The sequence below is a fragment of the Pelagibacterium mangrovi genome, assembly GCF_036662815.1.
Classification (GTDB): Bacteria; Pseudomonadota; Alphaproteobacteria; order Rhizobiales; family Devosiaceae; genus Pelagibacterium; species Pelagibacterium mangrovi.
The window spans coordinates 296,786-320,910 of the sequence record NZ_JBAFXA010000005.1 but is presented as its reverse complement, the minus strand read 5'-3'; the positions used below and the strand labels follow the sequence as shown (position 1 = coordinate 320,910).

At 61.0% G+C, this 24,125-nt stretch carries 22 protein-coding genes; 14 read left to right on the top strand and 8 right to left on the bottom strand.

The features are described from left to right. Positions 1–296: 296 nt before the first annotated feature. Both V4T21_RS11095 and V4T21_RS11090 read left to right on the top strand, forming a co-directional pair. A complete protein-coding gene (locus tag V4T21_RS11095) occupies positions 297–1,601 on the top strand; it encodes a PRC-barrel domain-containing protein (protein WP_332716524.1) in 1,305 nt (434 codons plus the stop codon). Positions 1,602–1,705: 104 nt separating this feature from the next. Then, the gene (locus V4T21_RS11090; protein ID WP_332716522.1) at positions 1,706–1,915 is read left to right on the top strand and encodes a hypothetical protein; all 210 of its coding nucleotides are present in this window, start codon (positions 1,706–1,708) and stop codon (positions 1,913–1,915) included. Positions 1,916–1,994: 79 nt separating this feature from the next. Here the strand turns inward: V4T21_RS11090 and V4T21_RS11085 are convergent, their stop codons facing one another. The 4 genes from V4T21_RS11085 to V4T21_RS11070 form a co-directional block, all read right to left on the bottom strand. Beyond that, complete coding sequence (locus V4T21_RS11085) at positions 1,995–2,423, bottom strand: phage holin family protein (RefSeq protein ID WP_332716520.1); 429 nt, start codon at positions 2,421–2,423, stop codon at positions 1,995–1,997. 10 nt (positions 2,424–2,433) lie between these two features. Next, on the bottom strand, positions 2,434–2,781 hold the full coding sequence (locus V4T21_RS11080; protein WP_332716518.1) for an ElaB/YgaM/YqjD family protein: 348 nt from the start codon (positions 2,779–2,781) through the stop codon (positions 2,434–2,436). Positions 2,782–2,888: 107 nt separating this feature from the next. Then, a complete protein-coding gene (locus V4T21_RS11075; protein ID WP_332716516.1) occupies positions 2,889–3,443 on the bottom strand; it encodes a sigma-70 family RNA polymerase sigma factor in 555 nt (184 codons plus the stop codon). 11 nt (positions 3,444–3,454) lie between these two features. Then, positions 3,455–3,643 carry a NepR family anti-sigma factor gene (locus tag V4T21_RS11070; protein WP_332716514.1) on the bottom strand — a complete coding sequence of 63 codons (189 nt, stop codon included), beginning with the start codon at positions 3,641–3,643 and terminating at the stop codon, positions 3,455–3,457. A 180-nt stretch (positions 3,644–3,823) separates the two neighbouring features. Between V4T21_RS11070 and V4T21_RS11065 the strand changes: the two genes are divergently transcribed. The 10 genes from V4T21_RS11065 (at position 3,824) to V4T21_RS11020 (ending at position 18,522) form a co-directional block, all read left to right on the top strand. Next, positions 3,824–4,621 (top strand): response regulator, encoded by a 798-nt coding sequence (locus V4T21_RS11065; RefSeq protein WP_332716512.1) that lies wholly within the window; start codon positions 3,824–3,826, stop codon positions 4,619–4,621. A 75-nt stretch (positions 4,622–4,696) separates the two neighbouring features. Continuing rightward, the gene (locus V4T21_RS11060) at positions 4,697–4,864 is read left to right on the top strand and encodes a DUF1328 domain-containing protein (RefSeq protein ID WP_332716510.1); all 168 of its coding nucleotides are present in this window, start codon (positions 4,697–4,699) and stop codon (positions 4,862–4,864) included. An 88-nt stretch (positions 4,865–4,952) separates the two neighbouring features. Beyond that, complete coding sequence (locus V4T21_RS11055; RefSeq protein WP_332716507.1) at positions 4,953–5,957, top strand: sensor histidine kinase; 1,005 nt, start codon at positions 4,953–4,955, stop codon at positions 5,955–5,957. Between the two features lie 387 nt (positions 5,958–6,344). Continuing rightward, positions 6,345–8,813, top strand: a complete 2,469-nt coding sequence (locus tag V4T21_RS11050) for a glycogen/starch/alpha-glucan phosphorylase (RefSeq protein WP_332716505.1) — start codon at positions 6,345–6,347, stop codon at positions 8,811–8,813. 92 nt (positions 8,814–8,905) lie between these two features. Then, entirely contained in the window at positions 8,906–11,107 is a 2,202-nt protein-coding gene (gene glgB / locus V4T21_RS11045; protein WP_332716502.1) for a 1,4-alpha-glucan branching protein GlgB, read from the top strand. A gap of 67 nt (positions 11,108–11,174) precedes the next feature. Beyond that, positions 11,175–12,446 (top strand): glucose-1-phosphate adenylyltransferase, encoded by a 1,272-nt coding sequence (gene glgC, locus V4T21_RS11040; protein WP_332716500.1) that lies wholly within the window; start codon positions 11,175–11,177, stop codon positions 12,444–12,446. Next, positions 12,446–13,888: a glycogen synthase GlgA gene (gene glgA / locus V4T21_RS11035; RefSeq protein ID WP_332716606.1), complete on the top strand. Its 1,443-nt coding sequence runs from the start codon at positions 12,446–12,448 to the stop codon at positions 13,886–13,888. Before glgC ends, glgA begins: the two co-directional genes overlap by 1 nt. Then, a complete protein-coding gene (locus tag V4T21_RS11030) occupies positions 13,885–15,516 on the top strand; it encodes an alpha-D-glucose phosphate-specific phosphoglucomutase (protein ID WP_332716498.1) in 1,632 nt (543 codons plus the stop codon). Before glgA ends, V4T21_RS11030 begins: the two co-directional genes overlap by 4 nt. After that, positions 15,494–17,548, top strand: coding sequence for a glycogen debranching protein GlgX (gene glgX / locus V4T21_RS11025; protein WP_332716496.1), 2,055 nt, complete (start codon positions 15,494–15,496; stop codon positions 17,546–17,548). Before V4T21_RS11030 ends, glgX begins: the two co-directional genes overlap by 23 nt. A 182-nt stretch (positions 17,549–17,730) precedes the next feature. After that, positions 17,731–18,522, top strand: coding sequence for a hypothetical protein (locus tag V4T21_RS11020; protein WP_332716493.1), 792 nt, complete (start codon positions 17,731–17,733; stop codon positions 18,520–18,522). A 42-nt stretch (positions 18,523–18,564) separates the two neighbouring features. On the opposite strand, the gene V4T21_RS11015 is transcribed toward V4T21_RS11020, so the two are convergent. From V4T21_RS11015 to V4T21_RS11000, 4 genes are all read right to left on the bottom strand, one after another. Next, positions 18,565–18,837, bottom strand: a complete 273-nt coding sequence (locus tag V4T21_RS11015) for a hypothetical protein (RefSeq protein ID WP_332716491.1) — start codon at positions 18,835–18,837, stop codon at positions 18,565–18,567. 38 nt (positions 18,838–18,875) lie between these two features. Beyond that, positions 18,876–19,298 (bottom strand): DMT family transporter, encoded by a 423-nt coding sequence (locus V4T21_RS11010; RefSeq protein WP_332716489.1) that lies wholly within the window; start codon positions 19,296–19,298, stop codon positions 18,876–18,878. Between the two features lie 4 nt (positions 19,299–19,302). Next, complete coding sequence (locus V4T21_RS11005; protein ID WP_332716486.1) at positions 19,303–19,776, bottom strand: DMT family transporter; 474 nt, start codon at positions 19,774–19,776, stop codon at positions 19,303–19,305. Between the two features lie 72 nt (positions 19,777–19,848). Further along, on the bottom strand, positions 19,849–20,688 hold the full coding sequence (locus V4T21_RS11000) for a TolB family protein (protein ID WP_332716484.1): 840 nt from the start codon (positions 20,686–20,688) through the stop codon (positions 19,849–19,851). 673 nt (positions 20,689–21,361) lie between these two features. Between V4T21_RS11000 and ettA the strand changes: the two genes are divergently transcribed. Both ettA and V4T21_RS10990 read left to right on the top strand, forming a co-directional pair. Continuing rightward, positions 21,362–23,017 carry an energy-dependent translational throttle protein EttA gene (gene ettA, locus V4T21_RS10995; protein ID WP_332716481.1) on the top strand — a complete coding sequence of 552 codons (1,656 nt, stop codon included), beginning with the start codon at positions 21,362–21,364 and terminating at the stop codon, positions 23,015–23,017. 241 nt (positions 23,018–23,258) lie between these two features. Then, a complete protein-coding gene (locus tag V4T21_RS10990; RefSeq protein WP_332716479.1) occupies positions 23,259–24,092 on the top strand; it encodes an alpha/beta fold hydrolase in 834 nt (277 codons plus the stop codon). Positions 24,093–24,125 lie beyond the last annotated feature (33 nt).

Sequence of the window (24,125 nt, the reverse complement as noted above, 5' to 3'; positions counted from 1 at the left end):
CATCATCTATTCATGATGTTCGAATGTGCCGGGCTAAAGGCGCAAACGTGCCCGCTCCGGGGCATTGCTGACACAATTTCCGCGCACGCCTGAAAACAGCGGAGTCAGAGGAAACGGCTGGGGGTTGGAGAGGGTTCCAAACCCCCGGATTCTTGGGGATTCTCTTTTCAAAAACGGAACCAAGCGCACGAGGTGGCGTTCACAGGCCATGACGGCCAGGGTGCCGATCGGTGTAGAGGTTTTGCACCGCGGTTCTGGCCCGAGAACTTGAAACAAGCGATTTCAGGAGAAACCTTATGTATCGCAAGCTTCTTGCCTCGACCGCGCTGGCTTTGGTCGTCACCGGCGGCGCGTATGCCCAGGAAATGGCTCCGGCCGATCCGGCCATGGCCCCTGCAGATCCCATGATGGAAACTCCGGCCGAGCCGGTCGAAGTTCCCGAGGAACCGCTGGTCAGTGCTGAAGAAACCGGCATCAATGCCGATGGCTGGCTGGCCACCGAAATTATCGGCGAAACGATCTATAATTCGACCGGCGATGACGCCGAGGCGATCGGGGACGTCAACGATTTCGTTCTCGACCAGAACGGTGAAATCGGCGCCGTCGTGGTTGGTGTCGGCGGTTTCCTCGGCATTGGCCAGAAGAGCGTTGCGATCAACTGGGACGAACTTGAACTCGCCCAGGATATGGAAGGCAACAATCGGCTTGTCGCGGCCATGACCCGCGAACAGCTTGAATCGGCTGCCGAATTCAATCGCGAAGAATGGCTGGCCAGCGAATCCGCTGCCGCCGGCGATGCTGCCGCTCCGGCTGGCGATCCGATGGCGCCCGCCGCTCCGGCCGGGGATGCAATGGCACCTGCCGCCCCTGCTGGCGATGCGATGGCCCCGGCTGCACCGGCAGGTGACGCCATGGCGCCGGCCGAAGAACCCGCCGCTGACGATGCTGCTGCTGACGATGCCGCCGCGGATGACGCGGCTGCTGATGATGCGGCTGCCGGCGAAGATGCTGCCGCGACGCCTGAAGACGCTCCGGATGCCGGTGCTGACGCTGACGCCGCTGCTGCACCTGAAGATGCGGCCGCCGATGACGCCATGACGGCTGAGGAAGCGCCTGCGGACGATGCAGCGGCCCCTGCTGCCGACGCGCCGGCTGATGACGCTGCAGCCGCGCCTGCTGATGCGGCTGCCGATGATGCTGCCGCCGCTCCGGAGGATGCCGCTGTAACCGACGATGCCGCTGCCGCTCCCGTGGTGGACTTCGAAAGCTTCGAGGAAGTGGCTACGGCTGACGTCTCTGCCGACGAACTCACCGGCACCGCCGTTTATGGCGCTGGCGACGAAGAAATCGGCTCGATTGGAGATATTCTTCTTTCCGATGACGGTCAGGTCGATGCGGTGATCATCGATTTCGGTGGGTTCCTGGGTATCGGTACCAAGCCAGTCGCGGTTGCTTACGACAATCTGAGCTTCCTGCGCGATGAGAATGGCGGTCTGGTGCTGCGCACCTCGCTGACCTCCGAGCAGCTCGAAGCGGCTCCCGAGTACAATGAGGAGGCTTACACGACGTCTCCCGATGAGAACTCGCTGATCGTCGAGTAAGCTCGTTTAGCATCGCAATGAAGGGCCGGTCCTGCGGGGCCGGCCCTTTTCTATGGGGAACCGCGTCGGCGTCGCCCGCATTCCTCCGGGGAAGGAGAGGCGCGATGAACGAGGACAGGGATGCTTCGGTTTATTTCAACGCCGGCGCCATTGCGCGCACGCCGGAGGAGATCGCCGGCGATCCGACATTGTCGAACGCGCGCAAGATAGAATTACTAAAAAGCCTCAAGGAGCATCACGCTGCGCCGCAGGACAAGGATATGCAGCGCGCTGCCGACCTGGAACTGGCAAAGCTGCTCAAGCTCAATGACTAGCTGACAGGAAATCCCTGGCAAAGAAAAGGGGCCGATCCACTGGATCGGCCCCCGTTTCATGCGCTTGTTCAAAACGATATCAGTCGTCGTCGCCGCCACCCGAGCTCAGATACCAGCCAGCCGCCAAGGCGGCGAGAGCAGGCAGCAGAAGGGGCCCGCGCACCCGGGAAACCAGCCGAATGGTGGTGGTTGCGAGTGACAGGGAAGAGGCGAGAACCGCCGCATTGGCTGCGGCACGCTGGTTTTCCCGCTTCTTTTTCTTGCCCTGAGCGATGACGATCGCCAGCGCGATGCCGGCCATGACCAGAAATCCCGCGCCTATTATGAGGGCGGCGACCAATGGGCTCGTCGTTTCGGCCAGCCAGATATAAAGTGCCGCCACGAGAAAGCCCGCCCCGGTCAAACCGACCAGGGCGATGCCACCGTAAAGCGCGGCGGACTGTCCGACGGATCGGACAGCGGTGGTTGCGCGGCTTGCAGCCGCGGCAAAAGGTGCAGTCAGCGCCATGGCGCTGCTCCTAAAGAATCTTGGAAATGACGTAGCCGATGCCGGCTGCGACGAGCACCGAGGAAATCGGCTTTTCGCGAATTATCGCCTTGAGCTCGCTTTCGGCCGCTTCGAAGCTGTCCTGCACGGTTTCCACGGCTTCCTCGCCATGGCGTTCAACGTTCTGGCGAATACGGCGGGCTTCGGACTTCGCTTCGTTGGTGCGGTGCTTGACGATGTCGCCCAGCGTGGACGTGATGGCTGCGATGTCCTCACGAAGCGCGGCGATTTCCGCATCGAGATCCTTTGCGGGGTCTTTGGCTTCGTTGATTTGATCGGCGAGTTTTTCAGCAGTACGGCTGGTTGCGGCACGGGCCATTTCGGCCTCCCATGTTTGAATTGAACCGATACTCTAACGTAAAGCAAAAAAAGAGGTTCCGGAGCCATGACCCCGGAACCTCACGATTTCTTCGAAATTCGATCACATCAAGCCGCGCTGGACGAGGTGAGGTTCATCACACCGACCGCGACAGCGTCCGGACCGAACTCTCCATCACCCTCAAGCTTGAGGATGGAGGCCAGTTGCGTGCGGGCGCGGCTGACACGGCTTTTGATCGTGCCGACGGCGCAATCGCAGATGTCGGCGGCTTCTTCGTAGGAAAAACCCGAGGCGCCGACCAGGATCAGGGCTTCGCGCTGATCTTCCGGCAATTGGTTGACCGCCTTCTTGAAGTCTTCCATGTCGAGCTTGCCGACCTGTTCGGGATGGCTCGAAAGCCGCTCGGCCATTGCGCCTTCGGGGTCGGAAACCTCCCGCTTGCGCTTGCGCATCTGGCTATAGAACTCGTTGCGCAGGATGGTGAAAAGCCAGCCCTTGAGATTGGTGCCGGGCGTAAACGAGGAACGCTTGTCCCAGGCCCGGACGAGGGTTTCCTGGACGAGATCGTCAGCCTTGTCGGCAGCGCCGACCAGCGACATCGCAAAAGCGCGGAGATTGGGAATGACAGCCAAAAGCTCGGCGCGAAAATCGTATTCAGCCATTTTACGCCCCCTTATTTCGACTTGGATTTGTCGTCGTCTTCTCCGAGCTTGCCCAGCAGCTCCAGAAGACGGTCGGGCACGGGTTCGGCCACGACATCGTCGTAGAGCTCCCGCAACTTGAGGCCAATGAATGCCTGAGAATCCTGGCTCAGACTCGGCTTATCGGTTTCGGGCGCCTCGTCTTTTTGATCTCTGGCCATTTTACTGCTGCTGAGTTGCGTCACGTTTACCCCATAAAGCGTCATAGTATTGGACCCTCAAACGCCAAGGCGCAAAAAAAGTTCCAGCCGGTGGGGAACTTTTTGCGTAAAGTGTCGTTAATTGGCAATTGTCGATGCCTGCGCGTTTTTGACAGGCCGACTACGCGAGGGAGCTTATTTATGAATCTTGCTGAGTTGATTGCGCCGCACATTCCGTACCTGAGACGTTTTGCGCGCTCTTTGACCGGTAGCCAATCCAGTGGCGACGCCTATGTTTCCGCAACGCTCGAAGCGCTTGTCGCTGACAGGTCCATCTTTCCCACCGACATCGACCCCAAGGTCGCTCTCTATAAAGTCTTTTCCCAGCTCTGGCGTTCCGTCGACATCAACCTGAGCGAGTTGCCGCCTGCGGCCGATGCCTGGGAAGAACAGGCGCGCCGGAGCCTGCGGGCCATTGCGCCGCTGCCTCGACAGGCGTTCCTTCTGTTGGCGGTCGAGCGCTTTTCGACCGAAGAAGGCGCGACGATCCTGGGGGTCGGTGAAGCTGAGTTCGGGGAGCTGATCGAGACCGCTTCGGTCGAAATGGCCCAGCAGGTCGCCACCAGCGTCCTGATCATCGAAGATGAGCCGCTGATCGCCATGGATATCGAGCAGATGGTTGAATCGCTCGGCCATACGGTGACCGGGGTCGCGCGTACGCACAAGGAAGCCATCGAGCTTTTCAACCAGCGGCGTCCGGGGCTCGTTCTCGCCGATATCCAGCTTGCCGACGGCAGTTCGGGTATCGATGCGGTCAACGACATGCTGCGCTCTGCCAGCGTGCCCGTTATCTTCATCACCGCCTTCCCCGAAAGACTTCTCACCGGAGAGCGGCCCGAACCGGCGTTCCTCGTCACCAAGCCATTCCAGCCTGATATGGTCAAGGCGCTGGTCAGCCAGGTGTTGTTCTTCTCCGAGCAAATGGAGCAGGCAGCATAAATCGATCAGTGTCCGGAACCACGGATGGGTCCATCCGTTCTCCCTTTGGTTCAAGTACTTACGGGAGTTCGACCCATGCTCGGATGGGCACTCGCATTTCTGGTCATCGCAATTATCGCCGGAATCCTCGGGTTTGGCGGAATCGCTGGGGCGGCCTCGTCCATTGCGCAAATTCTGTTCTTCGTTTTTCTCGTCGCAATGGTAATCGGCCTGATCGTGGGGCTTGGGCGGCGAGCACGCTGACGGGATTTCCCATGTTCGGGAACATTAGGGACCGCCTCCAGCGGTCCGAGCAGGGCTCGTGGAAAACACAGACAATCATGCTTTACCTATGAAGCGCCAGGAAAATGAAAAGGGCGGGGGCGATTTCGAAGGCTCCCGCCGCCTTGCCTTCGCCATGCGCGCGCTCAGCCGCACGCCGGTATCGCTGAGCTACCAAAACCGCGATCTCATTTACGAATGGGTCGAAAACCTGCCTCGCGGTATCGAGCCCGACGAGGTGATGGGCCATTCGGATGCCGATTTTCTGCCGCGCCTGGCAGCAGAACGTCTGCGCGCGACCAAGCTTCACGTCATCGAAACTCGTGATCCCCAGCGTTTCGAATTGCCCGTCAATATCAGCGGGGAAGTGCGCTGGTTCGACATCTGGGTCGATCCCGACCTCGATGAGGATGGATCGTCAATCGGGGTTTATTCGACCATCATCGATATCAGCGCTCAGAAGCGGCGAGAGGTTCAGCTCAAGAACCTGTTGCGCGAGGTCAGCCACCGCTCGCGCAATCTTTTGGCCATCGTCCTGTCGCTGGCATCTCAGACCGCGCGCAGCGCGACCTCGATACCGGCATTCGTGACGGCGTTTTCGGGGCGATTGCAGGCGATTGCGCGTGCGCAGGACCTCGTTACCGATCGCGACTGGCAGGGAGCTCTGCTCAGCGATCTCATCTCGCGCCAGATCGCGCTGTTTCACCGCGACACTGCCTTGCCGGTCGAGCTCGACGGGGAGGATCTGGTTATCTCTCCCAACGCCGCGCTCTATCTTGGCCTCGCGATCCACGAATTGGCGGCCAATGCTGTGCGCAATGGACAGCTTTCCGCCGATAGCGGCTCGATCCATGTGGCTTTCAATCTCGATCCGCGCAGCGATGGCGGGCGCAATCTGGTGATCACCTGGAATGAGCATGTCGGCGATGACCGCGTGCCCGAACAGATTGAGCCGCTGACGCGCAAATTCCTCGAGAGCGTGGTGCCGCTGGCCGTCGACGGTACGGGCGAGTTGGGCGTCAGCCCGCGCGGCGTCGACTATACGCTGCGCATCGACGGCAACCACATCACCTGAGAAATCGATGCCCTGAAAGAAGGAAAGGCCGGAATGCCTCTTGGGCATCCGACCTTTCATAATCGCGAAGCGCTTGGGGGAAACGCGTCGCGTGAGGATTAAATGCGCGTGTTTGCGCCTGGTTCCCTGACCAACATAAAAAAAGAGGATCGCCGGGCAGCAATCCTCTTTAGGGTCAGGGCTTGGCACGATGAAGGTAGGGGCGCCTTCATCGGCTGCCTATAAAACGTCTTCGAGCAGGCAGGGTTCCGCAACGGCGTTATTTTTTATTCATTCATACGCAAGGCGCATGCTCCCCATCTTCCCATGAGTCTGGAAAGAGGGAGAAAGTCGTGCCACACTCCACGTCTCTGAGGGGAGGAACCGACATGAACAATGGGTTGCGAGATGCCGCAAAAGCCAATCGGTTACGAAGTTCCCAGGCCTCAGCCTCGCGCCACTGATGCCGAAACCCTCCGCAACGAAATACTGGAAAAGCTGACCTATTCGGTCGGCAAGGACCCTATTGTCGCGCGCAATACCGATTGGCTTACCGCCACGATCCTTGCTGTGCGGGACCGGATCATCGACCAGTGGATGGAATCGAGCCGCGATACCTGGCGGACGTCGAAAAAGCGCGTCTATTACCTCAGCCTCGAATTTCTGATCGGTCGGCTGATGCGCGATGCCATGTCCAATATCGGGATGATGGAATCGGTGCGCGAAGCGCTCTCCTCGTTCAACGTCGATATCGACGATCTTATCGAGCGTGAGCCCGACGCCGCGCTGGGTAATGGCGGTTTGGGGCGTCTGGCGGCGTGTTTCCTGGAATCCATGTCGACGGTGGATGTGCCGGCCTTTGGCTATGGCATTCGCTATGTCCACGGGCTGTTCCGCCAGGAAATGAGCGATGGATGGCAGGTCGAGCTGCCGGAGAACTGGCTCGCTCACGGCAATCCGTGGGAATTCGAACGCCGCGAAAGCTCCTATGAAATCGGCTTCGGCGGCTATGTCGAGCCGGTACAGCAGCCCGATGGCAGCGTGCGGCAGGTGTGGCATCCCGCCGAACACCTCAACGCCGTGGCCTTCGATACGCCCGTGGTGGGCTGGCGCGGGACGCGGGTCAACACGCTGCGGCTCTGGAGCGCGCAGCCAATCGACCCGATCCTTCTCGACCGGTTCAACTCGGGCGATCACATCGGGGCGCTGGAGGAAAGCGCCAAGGCGGGTGCCATCACCCGCGTGCTCTATCCGGCAGATTCCAACCCGGCGGGCCAGGAACTGCGTTTGCGGCAGGAGTTCTTTTTCTCCTCGGCGTCGCTGCAGGACATCGTGCGCCGGCACCTGCAGCAATATGGCGATCTCGGCTCGTTGCCCGACAAGGTGGCCATCCAGCTCAACGATACCCATCCGGCGATTTCGATCGCCGAAATGATGCGCATCCTGATGGACGTTCAGGGACTGGGCTGGGAACAAGCCTGGAAGCTGACGCGCGGGACTTTTGCCTACACCAACCATACCTTGCTGCCCGAAGCGCTGGAGACCTGGCCTGTCGCGTTGCTCGAACGCCTCCTGCCGCGCCAGATGCAGATCGCCTATGCCATCAACGCCATGGTGCTGGAGGAAGCACGTGAGAAGGGTCTGGAAGACAGCCGTATCGCGGCGATCTCGCTGATCGACGAGAATGGCGGGAGGCGGCTGCGCATGGGCCAGCTTGCTTTTGTTGGCTCGCATTCCATCAACGGGGTTTCCGCACTCCATACCGAGTTGATGAAGCAGACCGTCTTTGCCGATCTGCACAGGCTCTACCCGGACCGGATCAACAACAAGACTAACGGGGTGACGCCCCGGCGCTGGCTGATGCAGTGCAATCCGGGCCTGACGCGGCTGATTTCCGAGCGTATCGGCCCCGAGTTCCGCGACGACATCGAACAGGTGATCAAGCTCGATGCGCATGCGGAAGACAAATCGTTCCAGGACCAGTTCGCGTCGGTGAAGCGCAGGAACAAGGAGCGGCTGGGGGCGCTGATCAAGGAGCGCATGGGGATTTCGGTTTCGCCAGACGCGCTGTTCGATATCCAGATCAAGCGCATCCATGAATACAAGCGTCAGCTTCTCAATATCATGGAGACGGTGGCCCAGTATAACCAGATCAGGGCCCATCCCGAGCGGCGCTGGGTGCCGCGCGTGAAGATCTTCGCCGGCAAGGCGGCGCCGAGTTATTGGAACGCCAAGCTGATCATCAAGCTCGTCAACGACGTCGCCAAGGTGGTCAACAACGATCCGGCGGTGCGTGGGCTTTTGAAGGTGGTTTTCCTGCCCAATTACAACGTGTCGCTTGCCGAGACGATCATCCCGGCGGCCGATCTTTCCGAGCAGATTTCCACGGCCGGCATGGAGGCTTCGGGAACGGGCAATATGAAATTCGCGCTCAACGGTGCCCTGACCATCGGCACGATGGACGGGGCCAATGTGGAAATGCGCGAAAGGCTGGGGCCGGAAAATATCGTGATTTTCGGCCTCACCGCCGATGAAGTGAACGATATCCGCGCCCAGAACCGGTCGCCGCGTGAGTTGATCGAAGCGAGCCAGGCCTTGCGGGAGGTGATCGAGGCGATCTCGTCGGGTGTCTTCTCGCCGGACGATCGTGGCCGCTATCGGCCATTGATGGACGGGCTTTACGACCACGACTGGTTCATGGTCGCCCGCGATTTCGACGCCTATTGCGCCGCGCAACGTGCTGTCGACGGGTATTGGGCGGACCGCAGGATCTGGAACGCTATGGCGATCCGGAACACGGCGCGAATGGCCTGGTTTTCTTCGGATCGGACGATCCGCGAATATGCCGACCAGATATGGGGAGCCCCGCACATATGATAGGCAAGGTGAGGATTGAGCGGAACGCGGGTGACCTTGAGCAGGTTTCATAGCAACATCGATGCGCCAGCATCATGGGGGAGTAATTAGATTTGGCAAAAAAGCAGTCCGGTTGGCACGCCGACCCGAAGCAGATCGCCCGTATCCTAGAGGGTCGGCACGACGACCCTTTCGCGATATTGGGCCTGCACGAGGTTGGAGGAGAGTGGATCGCCCGGGCCTATATTCCTTATGCCGAAACGCTGGAGGTGCGCACGCTCGACGGGAAGGCGGTCGGCGCGCTCGCATTGCGTGATGCTGCGGGTTTTTTCGAGGGCGTGATCGCTATCGATCGACTCCAGCCCATCGTTTATCACGCCGCCAATGCGGGCGGGGAATGGGACGTTGTCGATCCCTATTCCTTCGGTCCTGTGCTCGGGCCGATGGACGATTATTATATCGGCGAGGGATCGCATTTGCGTCTCTTCGACAAGCTCGGTGCCCACTACATGGAGTTCGAGGGCATCGAGGGTACGCATTTCGCCGTCTGGGCTCCGAACGCGAGACGCGTTTCGGTGACCGGTTTGTTCAACGAATGGGACGGACGGCGGCATCCGATGCGCCATAGGGCGGAAACCGGGATTTGGGAAATCTTCATTCCGGCGGCCCAACCGGGTGCGCAGTACAAATACGAAATCATCGGCAAGGATGGAACCCTGCTGCCGCTCAAGGCGGACCCTTACGCCCAGCAATCCGAACTGCGCCCCAAGACCGCGTCTGTGGTGGCCGATCCCGCCCCGTTCAACTGGACGGACGCGGATTATATGGAGGCGCGGAAGTCTCGCGATTATCGGCGTGAGCCGATGAGCGTCTATGAGGTGCATCTGGGGTCGTGGCGCAAGCGGCCCGATGGCGGTTTTCTCAGCTACGAGCAATTGGCCGACCAGCTCGTCCCCTATGCTGCCGATATGGGATTTACCCATATCGAGCTACTGCCCGTTACCGAGCACCCTTACGATCCGAGCTGGGGATATCAGCCGACCGGGCTCTATGCGCCCACGGCCCGCTTCGGCGATCCGGCGGGTTTCGCCCGCTTCGTCGATACAGCGCATGCCGCCGGGCTGGGGGTCATCATGGATTGGGTTCCGGCCCATTTCCCGACCGACGAACACGGACTGGCCAAGTTCGACGGCACGGCGCTCTATGAACACGCCGACCCGAGGCAGGGCTATCATCCGGACTGGAACACGGCGATCTACAATTTCGGGCGCAAGGAGGTTTCGAGCTTTCTTACCAACAACGCCCTCTATTGGCTCGAGAAATTCCATATCGACGGGCTGCGGGTGGATGCAGTGGCCTCGATGCTCTATCTCGATTATTCCCGTCAGCCGGGCCAGTGGGTGCCCAACAAATTCGGCGGTAACGAGAATATCGAGGCCATAGCGTTTCTGCAGCGCGTCAACGCCGAGACCTATGGCCAGCACCCCGGCACGTTCACGATGGCCGAGGAATCGACGAGCTGGGGCGGGGTCACGGCACCGACCTATGCCCAGGGCCTGGGGTTCGGGTTCAAGTGGAACATGGGGTTCATGAACGACACGCTGCGCTATATGCGGCGCGACCCCATCCACCGGCGCTTCCACCACAACGATCTGACGTTCGGGCTGCTCTATGCGTTTTCCGAGAATTTCGTCCTGCCGCTCAGCCATGACGAGGTGGTTCACGGCAAGCGATCGCTGCTGTCGAAAATGCCGGGCGACGATTGGCAGAAATTTGCAAATCTGCGTGCCTATTACGCCTTCATGTGGGGCTATCCGGGCAAGAAGCTGCTGTTCATGGGCCAGGAATTCGCCCAGCGCGAGGAGTGGGACGAGGCCCATGCGCTCGACTGGTGGCTGCTCGACGCTCCGGCCCATGAGGGCATAAGGCGCCTGGTTGCCGACCTCAACGCGGTCTATCGCGAACTGCCGGCGCTGCATGCGCGCGATTGTGAGCCCGAGGGGTTCGAATGGATCATCGCGTCGGATCAGGCCAACTCAGTCCTCGCCTGGGTGCGTAAGGCGCCCGATGCGGCTCCGGTGGTGGTCATCACCAATCTTACGCCCGTGGCGCGGGAAAAATATCGTCTTCCCATGCCTGCGGTCGGTCGCTGGATCGAGCGCATCAATACCGATGCGAGTTGGTATGCCGGATCCAACACCGGCAACCAGGGCGTGGTTACCGCAACCAAAGGGAATGAATTTGGTTATCCCGCCACCGCCGAGATCGTTCTGCCGCCGCTCTCGACGCTTATCCTTCAGTTCGAGCCGGGATAGAGATCGATAACTACAATAACCACCCGCCCGGGCGAGGACCTGCCGGAGGGGACACAAGGAGAGGATCATGGTCGACCGTAAAAATCCGGCACCGCTCGCGCGTGACGCCATGGCCTATGTCCTGGCCGGCGGCCGTGGGACGCGCCTCATGGAATTGACCGACCGGCGCGCCAAGCCCGCCGTTTATTTCGGGGGCAAATCGCGCATCATCGATTTCGCGCTCTCCAACGCCATTAATTCCGGTATCCGCCGGCTTTCGGTGGCCACGCAATATCAGGCTCACAGCCTCATTCGCCATCTGCAGCGGGGCTGGAACTTCCTGCGCACCGAGCGCAACGAGAGCTTCGACATTCTTCCGGCCAGCCAGCGGGTCAAGGAAGACATGTGGTATGCCGGGACGGCGGATGCGGTCTATCAGAATATGGATATCATCGAGGACCAGGGTGCCAAATACATCGTCATCCTGGCTGGCGACCACGTCTATAAGATGGATTATGAGTTCATGCTGCGCCAGCACGTCGATACCGGCGCGGATGTGACCGTCGGGTGTCTCGAAGTCCCGACCAGGGAGGCTTCCGCTTTCGGGGTTATGCATGTGGATGGCCGTGACCGCATCGTCGAATTCATGGAAAAACCCAAGGACCCGCCCTCGATTCCCGACAAGCCGGGCATCTCGCTCGCCTCTATGGGAATTTATGTGTTCGAGACCCGGTTTCTGATGGACCAGCTGCGCCGAGACGCTGCGACCGAGGGGTCGAGCCGGGATTTCGGCAAGGACATCATTCCCTATATCGTCAAGAACGGCACGGCCTGGGCACATCGTTTCCCGCGCTCCTGTGTGCGCTCCGAGAACGAGGAGGTCTCCTATTGGAAGGATGTCGGCACGATCGACGCCTATTGGGAGGCCAATGTGGATTTGACCGACGTCACGCCCCAGCTCGATCTCTACGACCGGGAATGGCCTATCTGGACACATGCCGAGATTACGCCTCCGGCCAAGTTCGTCCATGATATCGAGGGCAGGCGGGGGCAGGCGATTTCCTCGCTCGTCTCGGGCGATTGCATCGTCTCGGGCGCGCAGCTATGGCGCACGCTGCTGTCGACTGGCGCGCGGGTCAATTCCTATTCCGAGCTTCATGAGGCTGTCGTGCTGCCCCACTGCACCATCGGACGAGGCGCCCGCCTGAGCAAGGTGGTCGTCGATGCCCGTGTCGAAATTCCCGAAGGACTCGTGGTGGGTGAAGACCCCGAATTCGATGCCCAATGGTTCAATCGGACGGCCAATGGCGTCACGCTCATCACCCAGCCCATGATCAATCGATATCTCGCTTCCCGATGATGGATGTGCTCTCGGTCGCTTCTGAAATCTACCCGCTGGTCAAGACCGGCGGGCTTGCCGACGTCGCCGGCGCCCTGCCGGGCGCGCTGGCCGAGCACGATGTCGCCATGCGTACGCTGGTGCCCGGATATCCGCAGGTTATCGGGGCGATCAAGCGCGGGCGGACGGTCGCGCGGTTCGATGATCTTTTCGGCGGGCCGGCGGCGCTGATCGCGGCCCGCGTCTCCGGGCTCGATCTCATCGTCATCGACGCTCCCCATCTCTATGACCGGCCGGGGGGCATCTATGTTGACCAGGCGGGGCTCGACTGGCCAGACAATTGGCAGCGCTTCGGGGCACTTTCCTGGGTTGCCGCCGAACTCGCCAAGGGGCTGGTGGAGGGCTATCGCCCCGGCATAATTCACGCCCATGACTGGCAGGCGGCGATGGCCGCGGCTTATGTGGCCTTTGGCGGCGACATGCAGACCAAGGTCGTGGTCACCATCCACAACATCGCCTTCCAGGGCCAGTTCGGGGCGGAAATTTTTCCTCATCTGAGGCTGCCGGAAACGGCATTCGCCATGACGGGGGTCGAGTATTATGGCGGGGTCGGATTTCTCAAGGGCGGCCTGCGCTGCGCCCACGCGATCACCACGGTCAGCCCGACCTATGCGCGGGAAATCCGTTCGCCCGAATTCGGCATGGGGCTGGAAGGGTTGCTCAACGAGCGCAGCCACGATCTTTATGGCATTCTCAACGGCATCGATGCCGCCGCATGGAATCCGCAGAGCGATCCAGCACTGGCGGCCAATTACGCGGCAGCCAATACGCGGAAGCGTGAAGTCAATCGCCGGGCGCTGACCGAGCGGTTTGGGCTTCATGCGGGCGATCAACCCATCTTCGGGCTGGTTTCCCGCCTGACCTGGCAAAAGGGCATCGATATCGTCGCGGATAATGTCGATTGGCTGGTTGAGCTTGGTGGCAAGCTCGTCGTTCTCGGGTCGGGCGACGTACAGTTGGAAGAAGCCATGGAGGCCGCGGCGGCGCGCTATCCGGGGCAGGTGGGGTTCGTGCGTGGGTATGACGAGTCGCTATCCCATCTGATCCAGGGTGGGGCCGACGTCATTCTGGTGCCCTCGCGGTTCGAGCCTTGCGGGCTCACCCAGCTTTACGGATTGCGTTACGGCGCCATTCCGCTGGTCTCGCGCGTCGGTGGGCTTGCCGATACGGTGATCGACGCCAATGAGGCGGCCGTGGAAGCGGGGGTTGCGACGGGGCTGCAGTTTTCGCCGGTTGACGGGCCTAGCCTGGGTGAGGCGATCTCGCGGGCCGTTTCGCTCTATCAACGCCCCGAAATTTGGGCGCGGATGCAGCGCAAAGGCATGAAAACCGACGTTTCATGGACAAATAGCGCGGGTAAATATGCCGGGCTCTACAAAAAGATTCTTGGGGTAGCACAGTGACCGTCAAAACCATCTCCACAACCCCTTTTCCCGACCAGAAGCCCGGCACTTCGGGGCTGCGCAAGCGGGTCACGCATTTCCAGCAACCCAACTATGTCGAAAATTTCGTTCAATCCCTGTTCGACAGCCTCCCGGGCAAGGAGGGGCAGACCCTCGTGATTGGCGGGGATGGACGTTATTTCAACGATACCGTCATCCAGATCGCCATCCGGATGGCCGCCGCCAATGGTTTCGGGAAAGTGATGGTGGGGCAGGGAGGGATTCTTTCGACCCCCGGCGCCTCCCATATCATCCGGCATTACAAGGCGTTTGGTGGCATCGTGCTTTCGGCCAGCCACAATCCCGGCGGGCCGGACGGCGATTTCGGCATCAAATACAACGCGTCCAATGGCGGGCCGGCGGCTGAAAAGATCACCGATGCGGTTTTTGCGCGCTCGCTGGAGATTGCCGAATACAGATCGGTGGATACGCCCGATATCGACCTCTCTCGCCTCGGAGTTCAGGACGTCGCCGGGATGACGGTCGAGGTCATCGATCCGGTTGCCGATTATGCGGCGCTGATGGAAACGCTTTTCGATTTCGATGCGATTGCCGCCATGTTCAACTCGGGTTTTTCAATGCGGTTCGACGCGATGCATGCGGTGACCGGCCCTTACGCCAAGGCGATCATCGAAGGACGGCTGGGCGCGCCGGAAGGCACGGTCATCAATGCCGTGCCGCTCCCCGATTTCGGCGGAGGGCATCCGGACCCCAACCTCGTTTATGCCAAGGACCTCTTCGATCTGATGATGGGGCCGGACGCGCCCGATTTCGGTGCGGCCTCGGATGGTGATGGCGACCGCAATCTCGTCATCGGTCGCGGCAGGTTCGTCACGCCATCGGATTCGCTGGCATTGCTCGCCGCCAATGCGCATCTCGCACCGGGGTATGCGCGAGGATTGGCCGGCATCGCCCGCTCGATGCCGACCAGCGCGGCGGCGGATCGCGTCGCCCAGCGGCTTGGTGTCGAAATGCACGAAACGCCAACCGGCTGGAAGTTCTTCGGAAATCTGCTCGATGCTGGCCGCGTCACGATCTGTGGCGAGGAAAGCGCGGGAACCGGTTCGGATCACGTGCGTGAAAAGGATGGGCTTTGGGCGGTTCTGCTCTGGCTCAACATTCTGGCGGTGCGCAAGCAGAGCGTCGACGAGATCGTGAGGGAGCATTGGGCCACTTACGGCCGCAATTATTATTCGCGTCACGATTACGAGGAAGTCGATGCTGACGCGGCCAAGGCACTGATGACGGACCTTAGGGCGAAATTGCCCCAGATCGAGGCGAGCGGGCTGGGCGGGCGTGACGTCGTCCTCGCCGATGATTTCGCCTATCATGATCCCGTGGATGGCTCGACGGCTTCGGGCCAGGGCATCCGCATCGGATTTGCCGACGGTTCCCGCATCGTCTTCCGGCTTTCCGGAACCGGAACGGTTGGCGCGACTTTACGTGTCTACATCGAACGGTACGAGCCTGCCGACGGAGTGCATGACTGGGAAACGCAGGAGGCGCTCGCCGACCTGATCGCCCTGGCCGATACCGTCGCCGAAATCAGGCCCCGCACCGGCCGCGATGCGCCTTCGGTCATCACCTGACGGGTACCCGCAAATGTCGAACAAGACCTCGTCTGCCTCACCGGCTCCCCTTGGAGCGACGGTGAACGACACCGGCGTGAGCTTTGGTGTTTATTCGGAAACAGCCGAAAAGATCTGGGTTTGTCTTTTCGACGATCAGGACCAGGAAACCGATAGGATCGAGCTCTTCCGGGGCGAGGGCAATGTCTGGTCCGGCCATGTCGACGGGCTTGCGGCCAATGCCAGTTATGGACTGCGCGCCGACGGGCGGTTCGACCCGTCGCAGGGGTATTATTTCGATCCCAACAAGCTGCTCGTTGATCCCTATGCCCGCCGTATCGACCGGACTTTCGTGCGCAGCCCCAAATTGCGCCTGCCGCGCGAGGAGAGTGTCGATACCGCTTCACTGGTGCCCAAAGCGATGGTGCAGGAGGCGGTGCGGACGCCTGAATGGCAACGCGATACCGATCGCCCGAACCTGATCTACGAACTCAATGTCCGCCCGTTCACCATGCGGCACCCCTCGGTGCAAGGGCCTTTGCGGGGAACAGTGGCCGGGATGACGACCGGCTATGTCATAGATCACCTCAAGCATCTTGGTGTCGACGCGGTCGAACTGATGCCGATCGCCGGGTGGATGGATGACGGCCATTTGCCGCCGCTCGGGCTGACCAATGTGTGGGGCTACAATCCGATCACCTATTTTGCGTCCGATCCCAGGATCATTCCGCGCGGCCCGCAATCGCTGCGCCATATGATCGAAACGTACCGGGAGGCGGGCATTCGGGTGGTGCTCGACGTGGTTTACAACCATACGGGCGAGGGCGATGCCCAGGGGCCGATCATTTCGATGAAAGGGCTCGATGCCCGCACTTATTACCGCCATGTGGAGGCCGATGGCCAGTTGCACCTGGTCAATGACTCCGGCACTGGCAATACTTTGCAGTGCGACCATCCCGCGGTTCAGGATCTGGTGGTCGACAGCCTGAAATACTGGATAACTGAATTCGGAGTTGCCGGCTTTCGCTTCGATCTGGCGACGGTTTTGGGCCGTTCGCTTAAGGGTTTTTCTCCCGACGCCGAATTGCTCGAGCGCATCAGGACCGATGAAATTCTCAAGGATTGCCTGCTGATTGCAGAGCCCTGGGACCCGGGTCCGGGGGGCTATCATGTCGGCAGTTTCGGCGAGCCCTTCCTGGAATGGAACGACCGTTACCGCGACGAGGTCCGCAAGTTCTGGAAAGGGGAGCCGGGGATGATCGGCTCTTTGGCGGGCAAACTGGCTGGATCTGCCGATCAGTTCAACCATGATGGTCGCAAACCTTCGGCCAGTGTAAATTTCCTTGCCGCACATGACGGGTTCTCTCTCGCCGATCTGGTTTCTTATGAGAGCAAGCACAACGAAGCCAATGGCGAGAACAATCGCGACGGTCATGATGCCAATTATTCCTGGAATAATGGTGCTGAAGGACCGACCGAAGATCAGGCGATCCTGACGGCCCGCCGCAATGATATTCGCGCGTTGCTGGCGACGCTTTTTGTGTCGCACGGTTCACTTATGTTAACGGCTGGAGATGAGTTTGAGCGCACCCAGGAGGGTAACAATAATGCCTATGCCCAGGACAATGAGATTACTTGGCTCGATTGGGAAAACGCCGATGGAGACCTCGTTAATTTTGTTGCCGCGCTGAGCGAAATCCGGCGCAACCATCCCGCGCTTCGCAGTGACCGGTTTCTGACCGGCGAGGAAAAGGACGGTTTCAAGGACGTCATGTGGCTGCGGGCCGATGGCGCTGAAATGACCGAAGAGGATTGGAATCTCCCGGATTCCTCGGTGCTTGGCATGTTGCTGCATGAGGAAGGGGAAGTGCTTCTGGTGTGGTTCAACCGGCTGCGCGAGGAGATTGAAGTAACACTGCCCGCCGAAGACAAGCTGTCATTCGAGACAGTGCTCGTTTCGGCGATCGATGCCGATGTAAGTATAGATGGGAAAACGATGAGACTCCCGCCACGTAGCGTCGTGGTGCTCGCCCATACGAATGGAAAATCCTAGCGGTTTCCTTTCACTATTGTTTACCAGCATGGATGCCGCCGGCAACCTTCGTCGTGGTTAATACATTTTGACTACGGTAGGTGGCCACCTCCCGCGTTGGGCCCCGAGCGTGTGACGTTCGGAGCCCTTATGTTACCCCGATTTTGTCGGGGTAGCGCATTGTGCAACGCAAGGAGGCTAGTATGCGCAAATATCGTGGCATATCCGTCGTCGCGCTGGTCGCGGCGTGTCTGTCGGCCGGGCCCGCCTGGGCTCAACTCAATCTCGATCTGGGTATCGTGGAAGCCGATGTGGATCTCGACGCCAGCGATGGACTCGATCTCGACACCGACGTCAACGTGCTCGGAGATGATGGTGTTGATCTGGGTGTTGATGCCAATGTTGGCGGCGGGGGGAGGCTCGTCGATGCCGACGTCGATGCCAATGTCGGTGGCAGCGACGGACTCAACGCCAATGTCGATGCGACCGTCGGCGGTGACCGTCTGGTAGATGCCGATGTGGATGTCGGCCTGGGCGGAAATGGCAATAATGATGACGATGATGATGACGACGATAACGGCGGTCCCGGTGGGGGCGGTGACGGTCCCGGCGGCGGCGATGGGGGGGGCAACGGCCCCGGTGGTGGCAATGGGGGCGGTAACGGTGGAGGCAATGGCGGCGGAGGCGGGGTTCTCGCCGAAGGCCGGACCTCTGGCACCTCGTGCGTGGGGACCGACACCGAACTGTTCGGCCAACTTGCGTCGATCAACTACTCGACGCGGGCGGTCTCAAATTGGGCGAGCGCGGGCAATGTGCAGTTCATTCCCATATCGCTCTGCCCCGGTCTGGATGGCCAATTGGGGACCGGGCTTCTCGCCACTGTCGCTCCCTCGGTCCCTGCGCTGAGCATGGCGCTGGGTCAGTCGTCCTATTCGGCGACCGATATCCTGGGGATCGTTCAGTCGGGTACGACTCTCAACGTCTATGTGAACTAATGATACCTGCTCGGCGGGCGATAGCGTCCGCCGGGCATATTTTTACTTGTCGCCGATGAGGATCGAAGCGCCGAACACGCCGAGGGCGAGGAGGCCGAGGCCGAAGACCATGACGAGCATCGGGTTGTGGACCCAGCCCATGGGGGCGAAGCGGCCCAGCCATGCTGGGTGATAGAGGGCGACGGCAAAACCCGACCAGCCGCCGGCGAAGGCCGAATAAAAGCGCTCCCGCAATTTGGCGTGGGGAAGCAGGCCCTTGAGGGCGGCAATGAGGATCATCAATCCCGCGACCGGGACGAGTATGGTTTGAAACATGGCGAAGCCCTGGCTGGAGCGTTTCGGGTTGGCGGTATTTAATCCCGTTTTTGCGTGAGCGCCATGCCCGCGATGATCAGGGCGACGCCCAGAAGGTTCAGCGCCAGATTGTTCGTCGCCCCGCGCGCCAGATCGAGCAACACGCCCGAGACCATCTGGCCGCCGATGACCAGCATGGCGGTGTTGATGGCTCCGATCCGCGCGATCAACCAGCTTCCCGATGCAACGAAAACTACCCCGATCACCCCGCCCAGATAGGCATACCAGGGAGCGTTCAGCGCACCCTGGGGCCAGAGCCCGCCGATGACCAGCCCCAGCGCCGTCAAGACGACGAAGCCGACGACATGGTTCCAGAACGAGGCGATGAGCGCCGTGGTCGACAGTGCAAGCCTGCCGTTGAGCTGGCGGGAGAGGGAAACGAGGATGCCGGCGAGGAGGGCAAAGAGAATGGCGTCGGTCATCGTTTTATCCCTGACCGAAGATGATGATCATCGAACCGGCAAAGATCAGCGCGAGCGCCGCGAAATCCTTGAGCCGGGGGATGCGTTTGGGGAGGCCGAACAGGCCCCAGCGGTCGGCGGCCAGCGAGAACAGCACCTGGCCTGCAAGTCCCAGGGCGAGAGTGCCTGAGAGGGCCAGCGGCGAATTGACCGCCGTGGAGGTGAGCATGACGGTGACGGCGCCCGAAACGCCGCCCAGATAGGCCCAGAGCGGCGCGTGGGGTCTGTCGGATTTGGGCGGGCCGTCCGGAAGGAACCGCAGGAGAGCCAGAAAGACGATGGCCGCGACAGTTCCCGTTCCGTGGGCGACCCATGAGGAATACAGCGCGCCGCCATGCAGGCCCACGAGGCCGTTGAAATCGACCATCAGTGTGAGCAGCCCGCCACTCGCGAAGGCGAGGAGAAGATGGACAGGCGAGGGGCGAGCGGTGGTGGGCATGGGCGAATCGTTTCGGACAAGCATCGATCGGACTTCCGGTGTAGTCCGAAATCACCTTCTCATCACGGGGGATCAGCCGTCGTGCGGATAGGCGACGAAGGCGAAGCGGCGGCTGTCAGGTGCCCAGGAATTGACGTTGATGGTGCCCTGTCCGCCGAAGAAGGCGGCGATATCGCTTGTTTCGCTGCCGTCGGGCCGCATGCGGCGCAGAAGCACGTGCCTGTCGGCGGGATGGCCGAGCGTGCCTTCGGGATAGCTGAGATAGACGACCCATTGCCCGTCTGGGGAGGGGTGGGGGAACCAGTTGACGCGTTCGTCGTGGGTCAGTTGCTCGCTTCCGGTGCCGTCGGGGCGCATGCGGAAGATTTGCGCATGGCCGGGCGCTCGTGCTCCGCGCTCTGAGTTGAAATAGATCCACTGTCCATCGGGGGAGAATTCCGGGCCGTCATTGGGCTGGGGAATGTCGGAGAGGCGGGTGTCGGGGCCGCCGGCGGCGGGGATGGTGAAGATATTGATGCGGCGCGGCTCTTCGCCTTCGATGGCGACATAGACGAGGGTTTCTCCGTCCGGGGAGATGCCGTGGAGATAATAGCGGAAGAAGCCCGAATGGCTGTTGGAGACCTTGCGCGGTTGGCCGCCGGTGATCGGTACGGCATAGAGGTGGCCGTCATTGTTGCTCATGTAGATGGTGCTGCCATCGGGCGAGAGCAGGTGATCGTTGTTGAGGCGGCGGATGGTGCCGGTGTCGATCTGCTCGGGTTCGGCGCTTCCATCGGCGGGCATACGCCAGAGTTCGCCGCCGGCGTTGAAGATCAGCCATTGCCCGTCGGGCGTCCAATTGGGGGCCTCGATCACCTGATCGGAGATGAGCACGACGGTCTCGTTGCCGCCATCGATATCGATGGTGCGCAATTCGGCGCGCTGGCCGGGGCGGAGCGGGCGGTCGCCGGGTGCGAAAAATTCCGAAAGCGAGAGCGGGGCGCGGGGCTGGGCGAAAATGGCGGCACCTTTGGGGATAACGGCTACAAACGCCCTAGTCTGGCATCGATATGAGACGGCTGGAAGACAATGGGGGCTGGTGGGGTTTTGAGAGAAGGGCCGAGGACGGCGAGCGTACCTTGCCCCGGGATGAACCCGGGGTGACGGCGGTTGGGATGCTTCTGGCGGTTGTGTGTGTCGCTGGCTCAGCGCACCCCTCATCCGCCCCTTCGGGGCACCTTCTCCCTCAAGGGGAGAAGGGGGGCGCTTGGCAAGTGCTGAGGGGTGGGCAGTCCCTGCGGTGGCGTGGGCGCTTGGCATTGTGTTGGAGAAGGGGCCGAGGACGGCGAGTGTACCTTGCCCCGGGATAAACCTGGGGTGACGGCGGTTGGGGTGCTTCTGGCGGTTGTGTGTGTCGCTGGCTCAGCGCACCCCTCATCCGCCCCTTCGGGGCACCTTCTCCCTCAAGGGGATAAGGGGGGTTGAGGTTGGGGATGAAGGGGGCGCCTATGATGGGCTTTGCTCGTCCTCCCATTGCACCCTTGCGCGGGTTGGCCTACATACGGCGCCGGTATCTCCCATGAGAATTGCAAGAGGCTCTCGCTTTATGGCGCGTCAATTCATCTATCATATGCACGGCATGTCGAAGGCCTATTCCGGTGGCAAGAAGGTCATCGACAATATGAACCTCTCGTTCTACCCCGATGCCAAGATCGGTATTCTGGGTCCGAACGGCGCCGGTAAGTCGACGCTTTTGAAGATCATGGCCGGGATCGACACCGAATTTACCGGTGAAGCCTGGGCCGCCGATGGCTCGACAGTGGGCTATCTGCCCCAGGAGCCGCAGCTCGACGAGCAGCTCGACGTCAAGGGCAACGTCATGATCGGGGTCAAGGAAAAGCAGGCCGTCCTCGATCGCTACAACGAATTGATGATGAATTATTCGGACGAGACGGCCGACGAAGCGTCCAAGCTTCAGGACAAGATCGACGCCGAAGATCTGTGGGATCTCGATTCCAAGGTCGAGATGGCCATGGAGGCGCTGCGCTGCCCGCCGGGTGGGGAAAGCGTCACCAATCTTTCGGGTGGTGAAAAGCGCCGCGTGGCGCTGTGCCAGTTGCTGCTGAGCCAGCCCGACCTGCTGCTGCTCGACGAACCGACCAACCATCTGGACGCCGAAACGACGGCGTGGCTGGAAAAGCACCTGCGCGAATATCCCGGCGCGGTACTGATCATCACCCACGACCGCTACTTCCTCGACAACGTCACGGGCTGGATTCTCGAGCTCGATCGCGGGCGGGGCATTCCGTACGAGGGCAATTACACGGCCTATCTCGATGCCAAGGCCAAGCGCATGCGCCAAGAGAAATCCGAGGACGCGGCGCGGGCCAAGGTGCTCGAGCGCGAAAAGGAATGGCTGGGCCAGTCGCCGCAGGCGCGCCAGACCAAATCCAAGGCGCGTATCCGGGCCTATGACGAACTGGTCAAGGTCAACGAAGCGCGCACGCAGTCGAACACGGCGCAGATCATCATTCCGCCCGGAGAACGGCTGGGCCAGAATGTCATCGACGTCGAGAACCTCTCCAAGGGCTTCGGCGACAGGCTGCTGATCGACGGGCTGACCTTCAAGCTGCCGCCGGGCGGTATCGTGGGCGTGATCGGCGCCAACGGCGCGGGCAAATCGACGCTGTTCAAGATGCTGACCGGGCAGGATGCGCCGGACGGCGGCACGGTCACCGTGGGCGAAACCGTGCATCTGGGCTATGTCGACCAGAGCCGCGACGCGCTCGATCCCAAGAAAACCGTCTGGGAGGAAATCTCGGGCGGCAATGAGGTGATCAAGTTGGGCAAGCGCGAGGTCAATTCGCGGGCCTATACGTCCTCGTTCAACTTCAAGGGCGGCGACCAGCAGCAGCCGGTCGGCACGCTCTCGGGCGGGCAGCGCAACCGGGTGCATCTGGCCAAGATGCTGAAATCGGGCGCCAACGTGCTGCTGCTCGACGAACCGACCAACGATCTGGACACCGAAACCCTCGCTGCGCTGGAAGAAGCGCTTGAAGAGTTCGCAGGTTGCGCGGTGATCATCTCGCACGACCGTATGTTCCTCGACCGCCTGGCCACGCACATGCTGGCTTTCGAGGGCAACAGCCATGTGGAATGGTTCGAGGGCAACTTCCAGGATTACGAGGCCGACAAGGTGCGGCGGCTGGGGCCGGATGCGGTCAACCCCAAGCGGGTGAGCTACAAGCCGCTGACGCGATAAAGTATTCGAATCGCTTCATGAATGGGCCGGGGATATTCCCCGGCCTTTTTTTGTTGGAGCGACATTCAGAAGCCTTGGCTGGTGCGGCACTGGATTCCGGGAATAAATCCCGGAATGACAAGGTGAGTTTTGGGCAGTGCCGTGCCTTTATCCACTCGCGTGTCACCCCGAGATAAACACTGACCCGCATTTCTGGATGTCATGTCTTCAACTTTTCCCGACCGCACTCTAGGATCATGAAATGACAGAGCCCTTCTCCCTTGAAATCGACGATGCGGTTTTCGCCGGGCTGGAAGCCGGGGAGGGGATTCCGGTGGTGTTTCTGCATGCCGGGGTTTGCGACCGGCGCATGTGGGAGAACCAGCTCGAAGCGGTGGCGGCCGCCGGGTTTTGGGGTATCGCCTATGATCGGCGCGGGTTTGGGGAGACGAATTCGCCCGACGAAGGGTTTTCGCATCTGGAAGACCTCGAGGCCGTGCTGGAGGCGCTGGATGTTCATGCTGCGGTTTTCGTGGGGGCATCGCTGGGCGGGGCGCTGGCGATCGATTTCGCGCTCGCCAATCCCGAACGGGTGGCGGGGCTGGTGCTGATCGGCACCTCGATCAGCGGCGCCAAGGTGCCTCGGCTGCCGCCGGAAATCATGACCATCGCCAATGCCATGGAGGCGGTCGAGGAGAGCGGGGACCTCGACGCGATCAACGCGGTGGACGCCCATGCGTGGCTCGACGGCCCGCTTTCGGCGAGCGGGCGGGTTTCGGGCGATATCCGTGCGTTGTTCCAGGCGATGAACGGCAATATTTTGCGCAAGCCGCAATTGACGCGCGAGGACAAGCCGGCGCCTGCTCACGACCATGTCGCCGAAATCGATACGCCAGCGCTGCTGGTGGCGGGCGATCTCGATTTTCCCCATATCGTCAACCGCCATGACGACCTTTCCGAGGAGATGGAGAACGCCTTTGCCGTGGTGATCGAGGGCACGGCGCATCTGCCCAGCCTCGAGCGGCCCGACCTGTTCAATCCGTTGCTGCTCGAATTCCTCGCCATGCTGACGGGGCAGGACGACAACGAAGGCTGATCGGTTCGATCACAAACTCTGGCTGGCGGCAGA

What these genes read in the sequence shown, in the direction of transcription:
- V4T21_RS11095 (WP_332716524.1), top strand. Translation starts at nt 297, where the DNA reads ATGTATCGCAAGCTTCTTGCCTCGACCGCGCTGGCTTTGGTCGTCACC.
- V4T21_RS11090 (WP_332716522.1), top strand. Translation starts at nt 1,706, where the DNA reads ATGAACGAGGACAGGGATGCTTCGGTTTATTTCAACGCCGGCGCCATT.
- V4T21_RS11085 (WP_332716520.1), bottom strand. Translation starts at nt 2,423, where the DNA reads ATGGCGCTGACTGCACCTTTTGCCGCGGCTGCAAGCCGCGCAACCACC.
- V4T21_RS11080 (WP_332716518.1), bottom strand. Translation starts at nt 2,781, where the DNA reads ATGGCCCGTGCCGCAACCAGCCGTACTGCTGAAAAACTCGCCGATCAA.
- V4T21_RS11075 (WP_332716516.1), bottom strand. Translation starts at nt 3,443, where the DNA reads ATGGCTGAATACGATTTTCGCGCCGAGCTTTTGGCTGTCATTCCCAAT.
- V4T21_RS11070 (WP_332716514.1), bottom strand. Translation starts at nt 3,643, where the DNA reads ATGGCCAGAGATCAAAAAGACGAGGCGCCCGAAACCGATAAGCCGAGT.
- V4T21_RS11065 (WP_332716512.1), top strand. Translation starts at nt 3,824, where the DNA reads ATGAATCTTGCTGAGTTGATTGCGCCGCACATTCCGTACCTGAGACGT.
- V4T21_RS11060 (WP_332716510.1), top strand. Translation starts at nt 4,697, where the DNA reads ATGCTCGGATGGGCACTCGCATTTCTGGTCATCGCAATTATCGCCGGA.
- V4T21_RS11055 (WP_332716507.1), top strand. Translation starts at nt 4,953, where the DNA reads ATGAAGCGCCAGGAAAATGAAAAGGGCGGGGGCGATTTCGAAGGCTCC.
- V4T21_RS11050 (WP_332716505.1), top strand. Translation starts at nt 6,345, where the DNA reads ATGCCGCAAAAGCCAATCGGTTACGAAGTTCCCAGGCCTCAGCCTCGC.
- glgC (WP_332716500.1), top strand. Translation starts at nt 11,175, where the DNA reads ATGGTCGACCGTAAAAATCCGGCACCGCTCGCGCGTGACGCCATGGCC.
- glgA (WP_332716606.1), top strand. Translation starts at nt 12,446, where the DNA reads ATGGATGTGCTCTCGGTCGCTTCTGAAATCTACCCGCTGGTCAAGACC.
- glgX (WP_332716496.1), top strand. Translation starts at nt 15,494, where the DNA reads ATGCGCCTTCGGTCATCACCTGACGGGTACCCGCAAATGTCGAACAAG.
- V4T21_RS11020 (WP_332716493.1), top strand. Translation starts at nt 17,731, where the DNA reads ATGCGCAAATATCGTGGCATATCCGTCGTCGCGCTGGTCGCGGCGTGT.
- V4T21_RS11015 (WP_332716491.1), bottom strand. Translation starts at nt 18,837, where the DNA reads ATGTTTCAAACCATACTCGTCCCGGTCGCGGGATTGATGATCCTCATT.
- V4T21_RS11010 (WP_332716489.1), bottom strand. Translation starts at nt 19,298, where the DNA reads ATGACCGACGCCATTCTCTTTGCCCTCCTCGCCGGCATCCTCGTTTCC.
- V4T21_RS11005 (WP_332716486.1), bottom strand. Translation starts at nt 19,776, where the DNA reads ATGCCCACCACCGCTCGCCCCTCGCCTGTCCATCTTCTCCTCGCCTTC.
- ettA (WP_332716481.1), top strand. Translation starts at nt 21,362, where the DNA reads ATGGCGCGTCAATTCATCTATCATATGCACGGCATGTCGAAGGCCTAT.
- V4T21_RS10990 (WP_332716479.1), top strand. Translation starts at nt 23,259, where the DNA reads ATGACAGAGCCCTTCTCCCTTGAAATCGACGATGCGGTTTTCGCCGGG.